The 19311-nt window shown below is 37.1% G+C and carries 13 protein-coding genes and 2 tRNA genes; 4 read left to right on the top strand and 11 right to left on the bottom strand.

What is annotated here, in order from left to right:
• Positions 1-12: 12 nt before the first annotated feature.
• Complete coding sequence (locus ACJJVW_RS02150) at positions 13-1170, top strand: cysteine desulfurase family protein (RefSeq protein WP_405250607.1); 1158 nt, start codon at positions 13-15, stop codon at positions 1168-1170.
• Position 1171: 1 nt separating this feature from the next.
• On the opposite strand, the gene ACJJVW_RS02145 is transcribed toward ACJJVW_RS02150, so the two are convergent.
• The 10 genes from ACJJVW_RS02145 to proS all read right to left on the bottom strand — a co-directional run bounded on the left by ACJJVW_RS02145 (position 1172) and on the right by proS (position 14189).
• On the bottom strand, positions 1172-3643 hold the full coding sequence (locus ACJJVW_RS02145) for a carboxypeptidase-like regulatory domain-containing protein (protein WP_405250606.1): 2472 nt from the start codon (positions 3641-3643) through the stop codon (positions 1172-1174).
• Positions 3640-5340 (bottom strand): M23 family metallopeptidase, encoded by a 1701-nt coding sequence (locus ACJJVW_RS02140; RefSeq protein WP_405250605.1) that lies wholly within the window; start codon positions 5338-5340, stop codon positions 3640-3642. Before ACJJVW_RS02140 ends, ACJJVW_RS02145 begins: the two co-directional genes overlap by 4 nt.
• An 84-nt stretch (positions 5341-5424) precedes the next feature.
• Positions 5425-6318 carry a DUF4249 domain-containing protein gene (locus ACJJVW_RS02135; RefSeq protein ID WP_405250604.1) on the bottom strand — a complete coding sequence of 298 codons (894 nt, stop codon included), beginning with the start codon at positions 6316-6318 and terminating at the stop codon, positions 5425-5427.
• Positions 6319-6322: 4 nt separating this feature from the next.
• Positions 6323-8701: a TonB-dependent receptor gene (locus ACJJVW_RS02130; protein WP_405250603.1), complete on the bottom strand. Its 2379-nt coding sequence runs from the start codon at positions 8699-8701 to the stop codon at positions 6323-6325.
• Positions 8702-8824: 123 nt separating this feature from the next.
• Positions 8825-11047: an NADP-dependent isocitrate dehydrogenase gene (locus ACJJVW_RS02125; protein ID WP_405250602.1), complete on the bottom strand. Its 2223-nt coding sequence runs from the start codon at positions 11045-11047 to the stop codon at positions 8825-8827.
• A 523-nt stretch (positions 11048-11570) separates the two neighbouring features.
• Positions 11571-11924: a 50S ribosomal protein L19 gene (gene rplS, locus ACJJVW_RS02120; protein WP_013751622.1), complete on the bottom strand. Its 354-nt coding sequence runs from the start codon at positions 11922-11924 to the stop codon at positions 11571-11573.
• A gap of 227 nt (positions 11925-12151) precedes the next feature.
• Positions 12152-12403 (bottom strand): 30S ribosomal protein S20, encoded by a 252-nt coding sequence (gene rpsT, locus ACJJVW_RS02115; protein WP_013751623.1) that lies wholly within the window; start codon positions 12401-12403, stop codon positions 12152-12154.
• A gap of 30 nt (positions 12404-12433) precedes the next feature.
• Positions 12434-12505, bottom strand: a tRNA-Glu gene (locus ACJJVW_RS02110).
• A gap of 48 nt (positions 12506-12553) precedes the next feature.
• A tRNA-Glu gene (locus ACJJVW_RS02105) sits at positions 12554-12625 on the bottom strand.
• Positions 12626-12710: 85 nt separating this feature from the next.
• The gene (gene proS, locus ACJJVW_RS02100) at positions 12711-14189 is read right to left on the bottom strand and encodes a proline--tRNA ligase (protein ID WP_298330739.1); all 1479 of its coding nucleotides are present in this window, start codon (positions 14187-14189) and stop codon (positions 12711-12713) included.
• Between the two features lie 99 nt (positions 14190-14288).
• Between proS and ACJJVW_RS02095 the strand changes: the two genes are divergently transcribed.
• The 3 genes from ACJJVW_RS02095 to ACJJVW_RS02085 are packed head-to-tail and all read left to right on the top strand — an operon-like array spanning position 14289 to position 17596.
• Positions 14289-15440: a hypothetical protein gene (locus ACJJVW_RS02095; RefSeq protein WP_405250601.1), complete on the top strand. Its 1152-nt coding sequence runs from the start codon at positions 14289-14291 to the stop codon at positions 15438-15440.
• A 31-nt stretch (positions 15441-15471) separates the two neighbouring features.
• On the top strand, positions 15472-16995 hold the full coding sequence (locus tag ACJJVW_RS02090; protein ID WP_405250600.1) for an OmpP1/FadL family transporter: 1524 nt from the start codon (positions 15472-15474) through the stop codon (positions 16993-16995).
• A gap of 58 nt (positions 16996-17053) precedes the next feature.
• Positions 17054-17596: an NADPH-dependent FMN reductase gene (locus tag ACJJVW_RS02085; protein ID WP_405250599.1), complete on the top strand. Its 543-nt coding sequence runs from the start codon at positions 17054-17056 to the stop codon at positions 17594-17596.
• Here ACJJVW_RS02085 and ACJJVW_RS02080 read toward each other — a convergent pair.
• A complete protein-coding gene (locus ACJJVW_RS02080) occupies positions 17593-19263 on the bottom strand; it encodes an alpha-amylase family glycosyl hydrolase (RefSeq protein ID WP_405253043.1) in 1671 nt (556 codons plus the stop codon). The two genes, ACJJVW_RS02085 and ACJJVW_RS02080, sit on opposite strands and share 4 nt — an antisense overlap.
• Positions 19264-19311 lie beyond the last annotated feature (48 nt).

Genomic DNA, 19311 nt, shown 5'->3' with positions numbered 1-19311 from the left:
TGAATAACGCTTATGTCTAAGGTTTATTTTGATAACGCAGCAACCACGCAAATAAGAGAGGAAGTACTTGACCGTATTATGCAAGTAATGCGTGATGTTTCTGGAAATCCATCCTCTACACATGCTGTAGGTCGCAGTGCCAAAAGTATTGTAGAAAATGCTCGTAAGACAGTAGCTAAAATTCTCAATGTATCTGCTGGAGAAATATTCTTCACTTCTGGTGGTACAGAAGCAGATAACCTTGTAATAAATAGCGCAGCACGCGATTTAGGAATACAACGCATAATTACTTCGCGCATCGAGCACCATGCTGTACTTCATGCAGCCGAAGAGGCAGCACGTACTAATAATATCAAATTAGAGTATGTAAACCTCAAGAACTGCGGGACACCGGATGAGAAGCATCTAGAAGAAATGCTAAGATCGAGTGAAGAGAAGACGCTTGTGAGCTTAATGCATGTTAATAATGAAGTAGGTAATATGATTGACATAGAAGCTGTGGCGACTATGTGTAAGTCATATGGAGCATTAGTGCATAGTGACATGGTACAAAGTATAGGTCATTATAATATAGACCTACAGAAGATACCTGTAGATTATATTGCCGCAGCTGCTCACAAATTTCACGGTCCTAAAGGAGTAGGGTTTGCCTTTGTGAGAAAAAATAGCGGCCTACGACCTTTAATTTATGGAGGTTCGCAAGAAAGAGGATTAAGAGCTGGAACAGAAGGAGTTCATAATATTGCAGGATTAGAAACAGCAATGGAGTATGCTTATAAAAATCTTGAAGAGGAAAGCGCTTATGTGAAGGGTATAAAAGACTATTTCGCCGAAAGGCTACAAGAAGAAATTCCTGAAGCTAAGCTTAACGGTAATTGTTCTAACTCAGAAAAAAGTACGTACACCTTACTTAATGTTTGTTTACCTATAGCCTCAGAAAAGGCACTTTTACTATTATTTCAACTAGATATGAAAGGTATATCTTGTTCTAAAGGAAGTGCTTGTCAAAGTGGTAGCGATAAGGGCTCGCATGTGTTACAAGAAATTTTATCGGGAGAAGATTTAGGAAAGCCTAGTGTGCGTTTTTCATTTTCAAAATATAACACCAAAGCCGATGTGGATTATGTAATAGAAATCTTAAAAGAATTTCTAGAAGGCGTTCCTGCCTAATTTAGAACTTTGCAGACATTCTTACATTAAATACTCTAGGTGATAGAAAATTAGGGATTGCAAATTGTTGTCTCGTACTAGCATCTCTTACAAAGGTATTTGTAATCGAATTTTGTCTATCAAAAATATTATAGATTTCAAAACCTGCCGTTAGATCTTTAAATACATGAAGCCAGTGTCCTTTTGGGTACGGTTTTGTTGCATCTGTGATGACATAGTTTATACCGATATCTGATCTAAAGTAATCTCGTAATCTCGGTAGCTCTGCAAATTGATATGGGTCTGCATAACTTGGAGATCCCCCTGGTAATCCTGTTTGATATACCATATTGATATATAACTTTAGATTTGGAATACTAGGAGCATAATCTTGAAATAAGAAAGCAACCTTTAATCGCTGGTCTGTTGGTCGAGGTATATAGCCTTGATTATCTATATTTTCTTCTGTGCGCAATACACCCAGGCTTATCCAACTCTCAGTTCCTGGTACAAACTCTCCATTAAGTCTTGTATCCAGACCGTACGATTGAGCAGTAGCATTATTAGTAGCTCTATATCTTATACGTACATTTTCTAACGTATATGGATTTACGTCTGTAAGTCCTTTGTAGTAAGCTTCTGTAACTAGTTTAAAAGGACGTTCCCACATATTAAAGCTCCAATCGTGTCCAGCTACAATATGATAAGATTTTTGAGCTTTTACTTCTGGGCGTACTTGACCTAGTGAATCTCTTAACTCACGATAGAGTGGAGGTTGTGCATAAAGCCCTCCTGAGAGTCTAAAAATCATATCCTCATTCCCGCCGGGTTTTAAGCTTATCTGAGCTCTAGGACTTACAATAGTTTGTGTATTGCTTTCTATGCCTTCACCACTCACTGTCCATTGTTGTGCCCGTACTCCTGCGTTAATCCACACTTCACGTTCTCCCCAATCTATTCTTTTACTGTATTGACCATAAGCAGAGATGCGATCAATTTGAACATCATTTCTAGCTCTGATATTTGTAAAGGGTTCAAGAGGAGCGTCAAAAGCTTCATAAGGTTGCTGGATTACAAAATCACCTATGGGAGGTCTAATTGAAAAGCCAGCCGAATCTATTACTTCATATTCTTCGAGACGGTCGCGTATATCCTCTCTAGTATATTTAATTCCCCAATCTATCTGATCATCATTTTTTAAGTAAGTTCCTTTGTGCTCCAGATTAATAAAGAGCGCATCAAGATCATTACGTGCATGAGTAAGTTGAGACCCTATACCTTGAGTAAATTCTACTTCTCCTAGATTTTCATCTCCTATATTAGTGTTAGGTCTTCCCAAACGGTAATTTGCAAAAATGTCAAAATACTCTTGTTCTTGTGTGTGATATGCAGAGCCTAATAGCTTTAGAGTAGTATGCTCATTAAGCTCGTAGGTTCCTTTTAATGCTCCAAAGTAGGTCTCATACTTATCTTTTTCTTGGCCTTCATAAAAAACAACAAGCGCTATAGGATCTGCTAAGGTTCCAAAATTAGTCTGTCTTGTAAGTGGCTCATAATCGTATTTGTTTACAGCAATATTTCCTAGAAAGTCCAATTGGAATTTATTTGAAAACTTATAGGTCAAAAAAGTCTGTGCGTCAAAAAAGCGAGGTCTAAAATTTGTTTCTGTCTGCTTTGCATCTACAAGCAAGCTATTGTCTCTATAACGTACTCCTGCGAGTGCTGTAAAACGTCCGTCTTTTGTTATTCCCTCGCCAGAGATACTGCCTCCTAGTAAGCTTGCGTCTACACTAGCTGCAAAACCTGTAGGCCTCCTATAGCTTATATCTAAAACAGAGGATAATTTGTCTCCATATTTTGCTTGAAAGCCACCAGCACTAAAAGCTACATTTTGAACAAGATCACTGTTTACAAAACTCAATCCTTCTTGTTGCCCAGACCTTACTAAGAAAGGTCTGTACACTTCAATCTCATTTACATATACAAGGTTCTCATCAAAGTTTCCACCACGTACAGAATATTGCGTACTTAACTCGTTATTGTTGCTTACACCTGGTAAGGATTTTAATAAATTTTCTACCCCAGCGTTTGCTCCCGGTGTTTTTCTAATAACTTCTGGAGATATGGTAACAACACCCTCAACGCGTTGTTGTGTTGTTGCGGTTATAATTACTGTTCCTAGTTGCTCCACGTCTGCTTTTAACACTGGATTAAACTCCACTTCAGCATTAGGAGAGAGGTTAAAAGGTTGCGATATTTTCTTAAAACCTACATAGGTAAAGTTTATAGTTAGTTTCTCACCAGAAGGTATTTCTAGTATGTAAAAACCATTATCATTTGTAGTTGTTCCATCAGTTCCATAAGAAACAGAAACCCCAGGAACTGGAGTATTTCTATCATCAACCACAATACCGCGTATAGTTGCGGTTTGTGCTAGACTAGTAGCAGATGTGACTAGAAATATAAATAGTAGGAGTAGATAGTTGTTTTTCAAAAGGCAGATTTTCTAAAGAAAGTAGTTTCAAATGTAGTGTTATTTCCCACATTGTCTGTTACAATCAGTTTTAAGTTGTTTTCTGTGTCTGTTACCACGTTGTCATTAAAGTCATGAGTAAGGAGCTTAGTCTTTGGGTCATACTCGAGTAGAATATACTTTCCATTTACAGTAGCCCTATAGCCTTTAATGCCGCTAGTAAGATCTGTTATTTCAAATTTGAGATATCTGTATTTAGACATCCATTTTCCCTTTGTAATATTTACAGCTTTTACGATTGGTGAATCCGTATCTTTTCCTATTGTATAGTCGCCTAGTATACGAGTACTTATCTGTAGCTTATTATCCTTAATTCTTGTGTTGCTATAATACACGTCTCCTTTGTATCCTATTCTACCTAAATATAGCTTATCGCGGTCTTCTTCATTATAACTAGACAGGTCATAAGAGATAGCAATATTCTTATGCACTGGAATTAAATCTTCGTGCAGTATAAGTTTATCCCCTTCTGTTTTTAAGTTGAGAAAAGTGTCTTCGTATAACGCTCCCTTTGGTATATAAACTTCAAATTTGCCATCATTATACGTGTATCCTTGATCACTATAGACATAATCTTCTATCCCACTTCTGTCAGCAGGTGTTATCGTTTCTTTTTTACCAGTGATAGGTACGTTAATGATTACGTTATTACCTGCATAGTCACGCACATTTATTTGATATTGATAAGAGAGACTATCTCCTATATTCAGCACACCATTATCCACTTGCTTAGTGTAGATACTTAAAGGGTTGTTTTTTTCTATAAATAATTTTTGAACTCTTTTACGCTTGTCCTTGTAGAGACTATAATCAATCATTCGGTTGAGGTAGCGAGTCTCTGCAAATGAAAATTTATCCATGGTTACTTCAAAGTTTTCTTGACCATTAACAGCTGTGGTAATGGCATAAATACCATTTTTATTATTGGCCAAATCTTGTTGATCTATGGTACCTATTGCAAATCCTATTTCTCCATATGCATTGAGATTTTCGGCGAGGTAACTACCATCAGGCTTTTGTGTGAGTCTCACAGATACTGGACTTGCATTTTGATTAATAGATGCATTTTCTCCTACAGGGTACGCGCGTAGCTCATTAATAGTAGGTTTACGCGTGTCTTTTGCTGTAAGTCCAAATAAAAACGGATTCATAGGGCGTTCATTTGCATCTCTTATTTCAAAATGTAAATGCGGTCCGCCGCTGCTTCCAGTGTTACCACTATATGCTAGAATTTCACCTTGACCAATTTCTAGTTCGCCCTTTTTAGGGAAAAGCTCTATCTCAAAGCTTTCTTTTTTATACTGTGCATTTTTTACAAATTCTTCTATTTCATCACAGAATTTCTGCAAGTGTCCGTAAACGGTAGTGTATCCATTAGGATGAGTAACATAAATTGCCTTCCCATAACCGTAGTGCGATATCTTAATGCGTGTAACCGTACCAGCCGCAGATGCATAAACTGGAAGTCCTTCTCTTCTTTGTGTTTTTAAATCTAAACCACTATGAAAGTGATTACTCCTCAACTCTCCAAAACTTCCGGCAAGGACAAGCTGGCCGTCCAGCGGATTAACAAAATAGTCTTGAGGTATATCTTGCTGTGAGAATAGAAGCGTGCTTGTTACTATAAATAATGTAAAGGATAAAATACTTTTAATCATAAAGGCTAATGTAGGTAATCAAGTAATAAAATAAAATCTAGATGTATGTTATTAGTACGCTTTCGCGAAAGCGTAAAAAGAAAATTACTCTTCTATAACGAAGCTGGTTGTAAATTCTTGTGATAACGAGAAGTAGCCTAAGATAAAAGCATCTGGTCTATTTACGTTATCAAACTGGTCTATGTTATCTATGTCAGTTACATTAAGAAAGTTTCCTCTTACGGTGGCGGTAGGAGTTTGAAAAGGTCCATTATCTCCCTGCTGACTTTGTTCTACGAGACCATTCATGTAGTTGAAGAAGTCTTCTGTAGCTCCCAGAATACTAATGTTTACTTCGTCTCCCGTTGCAATGCCAGTATCTTCTGCATCATAAAAGTAAGAGAACTCAAATTGTTGTCCCTCATAAAAACGATCTTCTGTAGGTAAGAATTCATTAAAACCGAAGTCAAAAATATAATAGTTTTCTTGAGCTTCAATATCTGTAAATGCAACAATAACTTCTTTATCATCTTCATCAAAGAGTCCTCCATCGCCCTGAGTAACAGAATCAATAGGAGAAGAAGGCGCAAATGAAGTTCTTGCTAGGTATAGCTGATCTTGGTAAGTAACATACAAAAGAAAGTCACTTTCGTCTTCAAACCAGTTAGTGATAATTTTATTGTCTGACACAGGAGAAGTTGTCGTGCTGAAAGGGCGATACATTCCAGGTGACCCAGGAATAGGTTCATAGGGAACAGTGCTGCCATCGTCTTCTTTTCTTAATTCTAGATTTTCTATTGAGGCAGGTTCAATAGCTCCAAAAAATGAAGATGATAAAGAAACCTTTATGGTTGCATCTGTTAGATTTTGCGCTGTATCAATTCTAATAAGTGCATCTACTATAAGTCTTGGTTCTTCGTTTTCAAGATCTACATCTACTACGTCTTCACAAGAAGTAGCGATGAAAAGCAGTACGAGTATGGAAAATAAATATTTCATATTCTTAAAATTTGAAATTATAAGTTACTGCTGGTATTGCCCCAAAAATAGAAGTTCTAATAGCTTCATTGTTTCCAGTTTCTGCATTTCGCCTAAAGTTAATTGAAGCAGCATTTCGACGATTATAGGCATTATAAAGACTAAAAATCCACTCGGATTTCCATGAGCGACCTTCATTTGCACTAGGAGTTAGTGTAGCGCTTAAGTCTAGTCTATGGTAAGATGGCAATCGTTGTTCATTGCGAGGACCATATGTTGGGATTACTATTCCTTGAAACTCAAATTGTCCTACAGGAAAATTTGTAGGCTGTCCTGTTTGAAAAAGAAAGTTACTACCAAATTTCCACTTCTTACTGAGCTCATAGCTTAGATTCATAGAGATGTCATGAGTTTTGTCATAAGGAGTGTTATACCACTGCCCTCTATTTATACCTAGCTCATTCTCATTTCTGCCCGGAGTACGTTGCTCAGATTTTGAGAGCGTGTATGCTATAAATCCTTTAAGGTCACCATCATTTTTTCTCAATAAGAACTCTAGGCCGTAAGCTCTTGCTTCACCTTGTAATACTACCTGCTCGATGGCATCATTTGCGATAAGTTGTGCGCCATCAATATAATCTACTCTACCATCTATATTTTTATAAAATGCCTCAGTTTCAAGGGTGTACTCTGTGTCTTTTACTTCAAAGTTATTAAAGTATCCCAAAGCATACTGATCGAGTTTTTGAGGTTGTACAAATTGCCCACTAGGAGTCCATATGTCTAATGGAGTAGGGGAGCTTGTATTTGACAATAAATGAAGATATTGAACTAGTCGCGTGTAACTTGCTTTTATAGAAGTGTCGTCATTAAACGCATAAGATGCAGCGATACGTGGCTCTAGTGAGTTAAAGGTAGCTAGTTTATCACTTCTTGATAAAGAAGTGTTTGTTTCAATAGGATCTTCACTTTTATAAATCAATAGAAACGGATCAAAAGTAACAGGTTGATTATCTCTATATATATTAATCTCATCTTGACCAAGACGAGTAAAATTACTATAACGTAAGCCGTACTCCATAGTGAAGTCTTTAGATAGTTTGTGCTCAACATCTACGTAGGCTGCAAACTCATTTGCATACTTCTTTGTGAGTTGCTCTTCTATAATGCCAGAATCTGGTCCATTAGGTTTTATACGTCCAGGATTAAATGTGTAGTATAGATTATTGATCCCAGAGTAAATCTTCATCTTATCATTTAAGTAATGAGTAAGATCATACTTGAGGTTAATGTTGTTGATACCTGAGTTCCACTCAAATCCTACAAAGTCAAGATCTAAACCATAATAATAGTCACTATAAATCAGTGAGGCGTTAGAAAATAATTTATCAGAAAAGATGTGATTCCATCGTAAGTTTCCTACAGCATTTCCATAGACATTTTTAAAACTGTCATCAATACTAAAGAGGTCTCTACCGAAGTATCCAGAAAGATATAGACTATTGTTGTCGTTTATGTTATAGTTAATCTTAGTGTTGAGGTCGTAAAAATATGCCTTGTTGTCTATATCAAATAAGGGTAAAAATAAATGAGCATATGATGCTCTTCCTCCTAGTAGAAACGCAGCTTTGTCTTTTACAATAGGTCCTTCTACAAGTAATCTACTTGCTACAGCGCCTATTCCTCCGCTTACTTTTACATTTTTGCTATTACCTTCTTTTTGATAAATATCTAGTACAGAAGAGACGCGACCACCATAACGTGCAGGGATTCCGCCTTTATATAGCTTTAAATCTTTAATCGCATCAGGATTAAACACTGAGAAAAATCCAAAGAGGTGAGAGGAGTTGAATATGGTAGCCTCATCAAGAAGTATCAAATTTTGATCTGCCGCACCACCGCGCACGTTAAATCCAGAGGCACCTTCGCCAGCACTTGTAACTCCAGGGAGTAATAAAATCGCTTTAATAACATCTGCCTCTCCTAGTACTACGGGAATTTGTTTAATAGTAGCCGAACTTAAAGCGTTTACACTCATTTGGGGTTTGCGTATACGTACTCGTTCTACTTTTTCTTCTAAGATAACTTCATTGAGTAGCTCTTCAGAAGGTGTTAGTTTAAAATTGCGACGTATATCACTTGTAAGATTAACAGTCTCAATTACATCTTTAAATCCTAGATAGCTTACTTGTAATTGATAGGTTCCTTCGGGTAGTGTTATCGAATAGAATCCATAAGAATTTGTCACTACGCCATCGCTTAATTCTGGAAATAGGATACTCACACCAATTAAGGTTTCATTACTTGAGTTATCGGTGATTGTTCCACTTAGTGTATACTTTTCTTGTCCCAGTGAAAGTTGAGTAACCCCTATGAGAAAGAGTAAAGTAAAGAACTTTTTCATGTTATAGTTTTGAGTAAAGCTAACCACAATTCTTTAATTAAACTTGTTAAAAAAAATGAAAGCCTCTTCTGTTTAGAAGAGGCTTTTAAGTGATTTTGTACGCTTTCGCGAAAGCGTTATAATCTAATCAATAATTGCATTAAATGTAGCACTAGGTCTCATGGCTGCAAATGTTTTCTCACTGCTTACGCTGTAATAACCATCTATATTTTGAGGCTCACCTTGTGCGGCATTTAGTTCGTTAATAATCTTATGCTCGTTTTCTTCCATAGTTTTTGCTATAGGTGCAAACTCTGAAGCTAGGTCAGCATTTACAGTCTGTGCAGCAAGGCCTTGTGCCCAGTAAAGTGCAAGATAAAAGTGACTACCACGGTTATCTAGCTCGTTTACTTTACGAGAAGGAGACTTTCTATTTTCTAAGAATTTAATTGTCGCTTCATCCAGCGTGTCTGCAAGAACTTGAGCGCGATCATTACCACGGCTAGTTGCTACATGCTCTAGAGATACTGCTAGTGCTAAGAATTCTCCAAGAGAATCCCAACGCAGGTGACCTTCTTCTAGAAACTGCTGAATATGCTTAGGAGCAGATCCTCCAGCTCCAGTTTCAAATAAACCTCCACCATTCATAAGAGGAACGATAGATAGCATCTTTGCACTAGTTCCTACTTCTAGAATAGGGAATAAATCTGTGTTATAATCACGAAGTACATTTCCTGTTACAGAGATAGTGTCTTGTCCATTCTTGATACGTTGTAAAGAGAAACGTGTAGCAAGTACAGGAGACATGATTTGTATATCAAGACCATCGGTATCGTGATCTTTTAAGTAAAGATTTACTTTCTTGATAAGTTGTGCATCATGAGCTCTCTCTTGATCTAACCAGAATATAGCTGGCACACCAGTAGCTCTTGCACGACTTACAGCAAGTTTAACCCAGTCACGTATAGGAGCATCTTTTACCTGGCACATTCTCCAGATATCTCCTTCTTCTACCTTGTGTTCTGTTAGTGTATTTCCAGCGTCATCTACTGTACGTACTACTCCAGCTGCTGGTATTTCAAAAGTTTTGTCGTGAGATCCATATTCTTCGGCTTTTTGAGCCATAAGACCTACGTTAGGAACTGTACCCATTGTTGTAGGGTCAAAAGCTCCATGTTTTTTACAGAAATCTATAGTTTCTTGGAAAACCCCAGCATAACTACTATCTGGAATTACCGCTTTTGTGTCTTGTTGTTTTCCTTCTGCATTCCACATTTGTCCAGATGCACGTATCATTGCTGGCATAGATGCATCAATAATAACATCACTAGGAACATGTAGGTTTGTAATTCCTTTATCAGAATTTACCATTGCAAGATCTGGTCTTGCATCATAACAAGCTTGTATAGCAGCAAGGATTTCTTCTTTTTCTGAGGATGGTAATTCGTCAATTTTAGAAACTAAGTCTCCAAATCCATTATTTACATCTACTCCTAGTTTATCAAAAGTAGCTGCGTACTTTTCAAACACTGGTGCAAAAAATACACGTACTGCGTGTCCAAATATTTTAGGGTCAGAAACCTTCATCATAGTCGCTTTCATGTGAAGGGAGAAAAGGATGTCTTTTTCCTTTGCATCTACAACTTGCTCTTCAAGGAAAGAAATTAAAGCTTTCTTCTCCATGAGAGAAGCGTCTATAATTTCTTCTGCTAGTACTGGTGTATTTGCTTTAAGAACAGTAACAGTTCCATCTGTAGCTACATGTTCAATACGAACATTTCCAGCTTCTTGAATAGTAACAGATTTTTCATTGTTTCTAAAGTCTCCATGAGACATTGTCGAAACATGTGTTTTAGAATCTGCACTCCATGCGCCCATACTGTGTGGGTTGTTTCTCGCATATTGCTTCACTGGCTTAGGAGCTCTACGGTCTGAGTTACCTTCACGTAATACTGGGTTTACAGCACTACCTAATACTTTTGCATATCTAGCACGTATAGATTTCTCCTCGTCAGTTTTTGGCTCTTCTGGAAAATCTGGAATATCGTATCCATCACTTTGTAATTCCTTTATAGCAGCCGTAAGCTGAGGTATAGAGGCAGAGATGTTTGGAAGTTTGATAATATTTGCTTCTGGTTGCTTTGCTAGTTCTCCTAGCGCAAGCAATGCATCTTCTTGTTTTTGATCTTCAGTAAGGTTGTCTGGAAAATTTGCAACGATACGACCAGCTAGAGAAATATCCACTAGCTCCATGTCAATATTAGAAGACTGGGTGAAACGTTTTATAATAGGGAGGAATGAATGCGTTGCAAGCATAGGAGCTTCATCCGTAAGTGTATACTTTATAGTGGTCTTTTCTGTCGCCATTTAGAAGGTATTTGTTTAGTAAATCTATTGAAAATCACTCGTAAGTCGAGCCTAGCAAATATACCAAATCACTAAGGTTACTTGCAATGCTTAGGTGCGTGAATACACTCAGAATTATTAAGAATATTGTATTTAACTATACATTAAATTCATTTAAGCATTTAAAGTAGATGAATAATACTTTTTTGAAGTTATATAAAGTATAAGATGGTGTTGATTTTGGTTGTGTAACAAGATGCTAATACTAATAACTGTGTTTGTTGTGTAGTATATAAGCAGAGGAGTTTAGTTTGAGGAGAAGGGAAGTGGCTTTGATATTTCTTATCAACGACTAGATGGAGCTTCTAATTAGTGAGAAAGATGATAACAGTATTTGACTTGATTAATTAAGCTGTCTTATTCTAAGCTGAGTGGTAGATGTCCGTTTAATTTTTAACTTCTTAAGATATTTTTACGCTAACATATATCCAAAAAAAAAGCTCCATCGTTATGATGGAGCTTTTTGATAATATATTGTGGTAGCTTAAGCGCCACGTCTTTCTTTAATACGAGCTTTCTTACCAGTAAGACCTCTAAAGTAAAAGATACGTGCACGACGTACAATACCTTTCTTGTTTATTTCAATCTTTTGGATTGCAGGAAGGTTAAGTGGGAATACACGTTCCACACCAACAGTACCAGACATTTTACGAATTGTAAATGTTTGAGTTCTTCCAGTTCCTCTTAATTGAATCACAACTCCTCTAAAGAACTGTGTTCTACTTTTTTCACCTTCCTTAATTTCATAAAATACAGTAATTGTATCTCCTGCTGAAAAAGTTGGGAAATCATTTTTTGGGATGAATTCGTCTTGTACGAATTTTACTAAATCTTCCATTTCTATGGATATTAAAGTGGTTTTACGTTAGGGCAACATTCACGAACATCGTCAGAGGTTAGCCTAATCAGTTGCAAGAATTTCTTGCGGTATTAATCTTAATATGTAAAAGTAGTAGAGAGGTTTTGCTTTCGCGAAAGCGTAAGTTATACTTATCTACTTCTTAAATAACAAAAGAACCCCTATAGAAATATAGAAGTTCTCTGTATATCATAATCGTAGTGCTATTATAGCGCTGCTACGTGCTTTGCAAGCTTAGATTTTAGGTTAGCTGCTTTGTTATCATGAATGATATTACGCTTAGCTAACTTGTCAATCATAGAAGCTACAGCTGGATATAAAGCCTGTGCATCTTTCTGCTCAGTCATATCGCGTAGTCTTTTGATCGCGTTACGAGTCGTTCTGTGTTGGTAACGATTTCTAAGACGCTTAGCTTCGTTGCTTCTAATTCTCTTTAAAGCTGACTTGTGATTTGCCATTATTGTTTTTTCTAGTAATTATAAAAATTGTAGCCCGTAGGGGAATCGAACCCCTCTTACATGGATGAAAACCATGCGTCCTAGCCGATAGACGAACGGGCCAGAAAAATTCTGAAGTGTTACCTTCAGAATTTATGTATTCAAAATGTGTAGCCCGTAGGGGAATCGAACCCCTCTTACATGGATGAAAACCATGCGTCCTAGCCGATAGACGAACGGGCCTAGAACAATCGCTTAAATTGCGGATGCAAAAATAAACATTTTTCTAGATGTTGCAAGACTATTTGAAACTTTTTTCAAAAAAAAATTAATATGCCTTGGCAAACAGTACTCTACGATTAGAAGGAGCGCCAGAAAAAACGCATTTTCCTTCTTCTTCAACAGCATCCATAGGTATGCATCGTATGGTTGCTTTTGTAATTTGTTTGATTTTTTCTTCAGTTTCTGCAGTGCCATCCCAATGTGCGCTCAAGAATCCACCTTTGGTCTCTAGTACTTCTTTGAATTCTTCAAAGTCATTTACAGGCGTTATATGCGTATCTCTGTAATTTTTTGCCTTAGTGTATAGGTTTTCTTGTATTTCCTTTAAAAGGTCAACTACAGTCTCTACAATATCCTCTTTGGCCACAAACTCTTTTGTGAGCGTATCGCGCCTAGCAAGTTCAACTGTTCGTTTCTCAAGGTCTTTAGGTCCTATTCCTATTCTTAAAGGAACACCCTTGAGCTCATACTCATTAAATTTCCATCCTGGTTTGTGCGTATCGCGGTTATCAAACTTTACAGAAACTCCATGAAGTTTGAGGTCTTGTACAATTTCATTCGCCACTTGAGAGATCGCATCCAGTTGTTCTTGTCCTTTATATATTGGAACAATAACCACCTGGAATGGAGCGAGGTTAGGAGGTAGCACAAGTCCTTGATCATCACTATGCGTCATTATAAGCGCTCCCATAAGGCGTGTAGATACACCCCAAGAGGTAGCCCATACATGCTCTTGTTTTCCTTGGTTTGTTGTAAATTTTACATCAAACGCTTTCGCGAAATTTTGACCTAAAAAGTGAGAGGTACCTGCTTGTAGTGCTTTGCCATCTTGCATAAGTGCTTCGATACAAAAGGTTTCATCTGCACCAGCAAAACGTTCACTCTCTGTCTTTACACCTTTTACTACAGGAATAGCTAAGAAATTCTCAGCAAATTCTGCATAGATGTTATTCATTAATTCTGCCTCTACTAGTGCTTCTTGTTTAGTAGCGTGTGCTGTATGACCTTCTTGCCATAAGAATTCGGCAGTCCTTAAAAATAAGCGAGTGCGCATTTCCCAGCGTACTACGTTTGCCCATTGGTTTATTAATAATGGAAGATCTCTATATGATTGAATCCATCCTTTATATGTATTCCATATAATAGCTTCACTAGTAGGACGAACGATAAGTTCTTCCTCTAATTTTGCATTAGGATCAACAATAAGCTTGCTAGGATTATCAGGATCTGTTTTTAATCTGTAGTGAGTAACTACTGCACATTCCTTTGCAAAGCCCTCTGCATTCTTCTCTTCTGCTTCAAAAAGACTTTTGGGTACAAATAATGGAAAATATGCATTTTCATGTCCTGTTTCTTTGAACATGCGATCAAGCTCTGCTTGCATTTTTTCCCAGATGGCATATCCGTATGGTTTGATAACCATACAGCCGCGCACTGCTGAGTTTTCTGCTAGGTCTGCTTGAACTACTAATTCATTATACCATTTAGAATAATCTTCACTTCTTTTTGTGAGGTTCTTGCCCATAAAACTTGTTTTGGCACAAATGTTGTGTTAAAGTCAATATAAAATTACCTAGCGAAATTAGGTATTTTTCAATCAAGCAACAATTAAAACACTATTGATATGGAATTTAATACTTCTCTCTTAAGCACAGTAAAAAAAATAACATTTCTAGCTGTTACATCAGTTTTTATTATTGGTTGTAGTTCTACTCAGAATATTTATGATGAGGATGGAATTTATAATAGTTCAGAAGCTGTCGTGTCTAACGAATCAGATCAAAAGGTTAGTGATGGTGCAAATACTCAGGTTTACAAAAACTATTTTGAAAAAGGTGTCCAAGAACTTAGTGAGTTAGAAGAAGATGGAGCTGTATTTACTGATATTGAATCCTATTCTTCAGAAGCCGGGACAGATATCTATGTAGATGGAGCTAGTTTTGAAACTAATACTGGTTACGCAGCCTGGGGTGATGAAACTCAAGATGTAGAAATCACTATTTATAATAATAATATTCCTTACTGGAGAGGTTTTGGATTTGGCTATGGAGGTTTTGGTAATGGTTTTGGATTTCCTAATCCATATGGAATCAGAAGTTACGCTGCATTTTGGTCTCCATGGGGAATGGGATTTTGGAACACTCCCCATTACGGATATGGGAATTTCGGTTATGGATACTATAGACCTTTTGTATCTCATGGTCACTACAATTATGGTACATATAACGGCGCAAGACTCGCATACAATAACAGTCCTCGTGGAAGAAGTTTAAATACAGGAAGAAGAAGTAGTGCTGTAAATGCTATCTCATCTTCAAGATCTCGTTTACGTTCGGCTTCAGTAAGAACATCAAGTGCTACAAGTAGAAATACATATTCTAGAAACAGAGGGACTAGCACGCGAGTAATTGCAACTAGACCAATATCTGCAAATCGTGATGGCGTTACTAGAGGAAGACCCACAACTACAAATCGCGATGGTGTTACTAGAGGGAGACCTACAACAACTAATCGTGATGGTGTTACAAGAGGGAGACCTGTTACAACGAGACCAAGTCGTCCTTCAAGACCATCTGGAACTCAATCAAGACCTTCGCGTCCAGTAAGACCTAGTGGTACAAAATCAAGACCTGCATCAAGTTCATCTAGACCTACAGCGACGCCTAGCAGATCTTCATCAAGAAGTAGCTCTGCATCTAGATCGTCTTCACCATCAAGAAGTAGTAGTGGATCATCTTCAAGATCTTCTGGTAGAAGCGGAGGACGCAGAGGATAAGCGATATAGTCTACAATATTAAATTTGTTATATGAAAAAACTTATTATAATAGCGGCTTTAGTGGCAACGGGAACATCTTTTGGACAGAGTATCTCTGATGCACTTTTATATACCTCATCAAATGTAACTGGAACAGCTCGATATAGAGCAATGGGAGGTGCATTTGGGGCTTTAGGTGGAGACTTAAGTGCAATAGGAGATAATCCCGCAGCAAGTGCTGTTTTTACAAAAGGTACAGTATCACTATCTATCGTTAATGATAACTTCGATAATGATACGAGATACCTTGGAAATACAACAAATGTTTCAGATTCTGATTTATCTATAAATCAGGCTGGAGGTGTTTTTATTATAGGTGGTTCAGGTAATTCTAAGTGGAATAAAGTTTCTCTTAGTTTCAATTACGATCGAACATCAAATCTTGATAATCAATACACAGCTGTCGGAAACAATACAAATTCTATTTCTAGCTACTTTAGTGATTTTGCACAAGGAATTCCTCTTGATCTGTTAGAGACGGTTGATGGGGAGTCTGTTTCAGATTTATATCAATTTCTTGGAGAAAGTGAAGGGTTCGGTGCGCAACAAGCGTTATTAGGATTTCAATCTTTCATCATAGACCCAGTTTCAAATGATTTTGGTAATACAGAGTATTTTGTAAATACAGTTGCCGAAAATTATGACCAAGAGTACATCTTTGCATCATCGGGTTATAGCGGTAAAGCATCATTTAATATTGGAGCTCAGTATGATGAAAATCTTTATTTAGGCCTTAACCTAAATTCTCACTTTATTGATTATAATCAGTCTACTGTTTTATTTGAATCTAATAATGTTGGGGCAGATGAAGGTTTTACAAACATTACAGATATTCGTTTTGAAAATAATTTAAGAACTACTGGTAGTGGGTTTTCATTTCAGTTAGGAAGTATTTATAAGGCTGGAGAAAATTTGAGAGTTGGCTTTACTTATGATTCACCTACGTGGACAACTATAAGCGAAGAGACTAATCAAAGTGTTTCTACTACAGCAATAGATGATGCAGGAGTATTCAACACAGTGATTAATCCTAGAGTAACTAATATCTATGAGGATTATGAAATCAAAACTCCTGGAAAATATACAGGTAGTGTTGCATATCTTTTCGGACAGCAAGGTTTATTGAGCTTCGATTACTCTTATAAGGATTATACAAATCTTAGTTTCAGACCAGAAAGCGATTCTTTCTTCAATGCGCAAAATGCAGCGATAGATAATTTATTGCAACCAGTAAATTCTTATAAATTAGGTGGAGAGATTAGATCTCAAGCATGGAGTTTTAGAGGTGGTTACCGCTATGAAGATAGTCCGTTTAAAGATGAGACTACAGTAGGTGACTTATCTGGATACTCTGCAGGAATTGGTTATAATTTTGGAAAGATAAAATTAGATGTAGCTTATGATACTTTCTCTCAAGAGCGCACTAATTCTTTATACAGCACAGGATTAACAAATGAAGCTACAGTAGACCGTGATAACACATCGATTATAGCTACACTTACAGTGAGCCTATAATTCAGAAAATATATAATTAATAAAAAAGCTACCTTCGGGTGGCTTTTTTTATGAAACTATGGGAACAATAATTGCACTATCAGGAAGTAATAGCAAAACATCTATAAATAGTATGTTGCTGGATTATATTATTAATGCGATACAATCTCAGCCCGCATCGCGCTTACATCTTCTAGATTATGATATTCCTATGTATAATTTAGATCTTGAACTAGAGCGAGGAATCCCAATTGATATTCAGATCATTAAAAATAAGATAGCCGAAGCTTCTGGGATTATCATAGGAGTAAATGAGCACAACGGGATGATATCTGCCTATTTTAAAAATATTCTAGACTGGCTTTCTCGAGCAGACAGGAATTTCTTAGCAAATAAAAAGATCCTATTAGTGAGCACTTCTCCTGGAGCTAGAGGAGCCTCTTCTGCGCTTGAATACATGAAGAGCACAGCTCCCCGTTTTGGAGGGGTTATCTCAGAGAGTTTTAGCTTTCCATCATTTCAAGAAAATTTTGATGTAAACGACCTCTCCATAATAAATCCTGCTATGGAGTTAGGGATTTCTCAAGTGCTGGCTTCATTTCTTCAGCAGCTAGATAATTAGTTTTTTACAACCTCTAGTAAAACAATATCGTAAGGAGTGTCAAGAGTTATCTTGCCGTCAATAATAGTAGCTTCTTGTCCTGAGTAGGTGTCCTTGACAGTTTGCGCTTTCGCGAAAGCGTTACCTACCACAATCTCTTTCACCCCGATATTAAGGTCTAATCCTACGACCACAGTATCTGTCACGCCATTTTTATCAAATGATCTTTTAAAAACATAAGGAGCGGCACTTAGCATCTCATGAGTACCAGCACCTACCGAGGGGTGATCTCTTCTAAAAGTCCCCAGCTTTTGCCAGTGAGTAAGAACCTCATTTGTAGTAGTACTGTCAATATCTTCCCAGTTCATAAAGCTACGCAGGGTAGCATCACCATCTGTTCCTTCTATCGTTAAGTCTCTAGCAGTTTCATCACCATAATAAACCTGAGATATACCCGTGGTTAATAACAGCTTAGTACCTGTTTCTATAGCTTTGTTTCGGTCTTTATCAAATGGTTGTCCATCATCATGTGAGGTAGCATAGTTTACAAAACTCTTATCGCTAAAAATAGAATCCTTAATTTCTGCATACTTACTAAAAAGTTGCTCATAGCTGCTTTGAGCATCATATTTGAATTGGAAATTAATAAGGTTATCAAAGCCATTTGCAAAGTAATCTACCTTTTTATCTCCAAAATCATAAGCACGACCTCCATCTATAGAGTAATTATAAACTTCTCCAAACATGAAAAAGTCATTGTCATCCATCACTTTGTCTTCATTATTTGTTTTATAATCTGCAAAGGCTTTATCTGCTTGTGCTCTTAATGCCACCCATGAGGCTTCGTCTACATGTTTTGTAGTATCTACTCTAAAAGCATCTACTCCAAAATCGCGTATATAATCCGTAAGCCATTTTATAATGTAGTTGCGTGGTGTTTTCTTAAGGTTGTTAGCTGCGAAATAAGAGTCAAGCTCTGCCATTTCTTCATCATAACGTCCTTCAGACTTCCATTTTGTTACTAATGTACCTGGAAGTGTAACTTCTTGATCACTCTCGGTAAGGATGTCTGGAAGGTTTTCCACAAGACTACAAGCAGTGGTGTTTTCATAAGTGCTAAAAGCACAATTAGGGTTTTCTCTTGCCCAATCTTCACCCCAGAATGGATCTTGCTCTGTAACTGGACCTGTGTGGTTAAGTACCACATCCATGACAATACGTATATCTTTTTGATGTGCTGCTGCTATAAGAGCCTGTAAGTCCTCTCTAGTGCCAAAGTTAGGGTCTAGTGAAGTCCAGTCCTTAGTCCAGTAACCGTGATAACCGTATGTGACACCTGTGCCTTCATCTACTGCTCCATGTACTTGCTCTACTACTGGAGTAAACCAGATGGCATTGATTCCAAGATCTGTAAAGTAACCATCTTCTATTTTTTGTGTGATCCCTTTGATGTCACCACCCATAAAATCTCTTAGTACAGCAGACTCTTGAGTTCTATCAAAGTTGACATCATTACTTGTATCGCCATTATTAAAACGATCTGTGAGCAAGAAATACATATTTGCAGCTTCCCAAAAAAAAGGATTTTTTTCTTTTACTTCAACCTGCGTTACTGTAGTTTCTTTTTGTTTACAACTTGATACTGAAAGAACAACAAGGAGTAGCGCGGCAATAGATTTTATATTCATCATGAGATTATTTTTAATCATTACGAAGCTAGTAAATCCTTTTGAAAT

Source organism: Dokdonia sp. Asnod3-C12 (genome assembly GCF_045063975.1).
Taxonomy (GTDB): Bacteria; Bacteroidota; Bacteroidia; order Flavobacteriales; family Flavobacteriaceae; genus Dokdonia.
This window is presented reverse-complemented; position numbering and strand designations above follow the sequence as displayed.